Source organism: Aerococcus sp. HMSC062A02 (assembly GCF_001809535.1).
GTDB lineage: Bacteria > Bacillota > Bacilli > Lactobacillales > Aerococcaceae > Aerococcus.
Map to the genome: position 1 here is coordinate 1 of NZ_KV797934.1, position 1,418 is coordinate 1,418.

The following is a 1,418-nucleotide window of genomic DNA, read 5'->3' on the forward strand; positions in this document are numbered from 1 at the left end:
CTTCGTCAAAGACGGCGAAAAAGGTGATCCAGGTCAAAACGGTAAAGATGGGAAGTCAGTGACTGTTTCTACAGAACCAGGTCATTTCCAAGGTCAAGATGGCGTTTGGATCATTGTTCAAGATAGTGAAACAGGTAAAGAACTCGATCGAGACTTTGTTGCCAACGGTAAAGATGGCAAGGATGGCAAGTCTGCTGATATTAAGACAGAAGCATTAGTGGATCCGAATGGCCAAGAAATCGGTTATAAGATTACCATTATCCATCCAGATGGTTTAGAAGAAACTCGTCTGATTAAACATGGGAAAGATGGTAAGGATGGCAAAGACGGTCGCGATGGGAAATCCATTATTGCGACAACGGAACGTGGCGACCATAAAGGACAATCAGGTGCTTGGTTGATTATCCGTGATAGAGAAACGCTACAAGAAATTGACCGCGAATTTATTGCAGATGGTCAAGATGGCAAATCAGCCGATATCTCATCACGAGAAACTACAGAAGGTCTAGAAATTACCATCCACCATGCCAATGGAACAAGCCATACGCATATTATCCGTGATGGCAAGGACGGCAAGTCTATAACCGCATCAACCGAACCTGGAAGCTTCAACGGACAGTCAGGTATGTGGTTGATTATCCGTGACCGTGACACGGGTCAAGAATTAGACCGTCAATTTGTCCGTGATGGTCGCGATGGCCAAGACGGCAAAGATGGCCAAGATGGTAAATCAGCTCTTCTAAGTACTGAAAAGATTCTTGATTCAGATGGTAAGGAAATTGGCCTAAGTATTAAGATAACGCATCCAGATGGCTCTACCGAAGCGCATACGATCTACCACGGTCGAGATGGTAAGGATGGCAAAGATGGTCTAACACCACAAATCCGTATTGAAAAAGGCAAAGATAGCCAAGGCAATGTGGGGAGATGGTTGATTATCGAAGACGGTCATGGCAATGAAACCGTTCGTGAATTCATCCGTGATGGCCAAGATGGTAAGACGCCTTCTGCTACAGTGGAACCCGGTAAGAATGAACATGGCGACAGTGGTCAATGGATTATTATCTTCGATGGAGATGGTAATGAAGTCTCACGTGAATTTGTTCGTGACGGCGAGGATGGCCAAGATGGTCGCTCGCCAAGTCTTGAAACAGTTCCCGGTAAGAATGCAGACGGTGACAGTGGTTTATGGGTCATTGTTAGAGATCCACAAGGCAAGGAATCGAGCCGTCACTTTATCAGAGACGGTAAAGATGGCAGAGGAATTAAGAAAATCTATAGTAAAGACGGTCGTTTAACGATTGTATTTACAGATAATACAAAAGAAATTCTTGAAATCCCATGTTGCCAACCTAAACCAGAAGATCCCAAACCCGAAGATCCTAAACCAGAAGATCCAAAACCGGAAGATCCAAAAC

Annotated in this window: 1 pseudogene; it reads left to right on the plus strand. The window is 44.5% G+C overall.

What is annotated here, in order from left to right:
- Positions 1 to 1,418 (plus strand): annotated as a pseudogene (locus HMPREF2626_RS10145) (hypothetical protein); the annotation flags it as partial.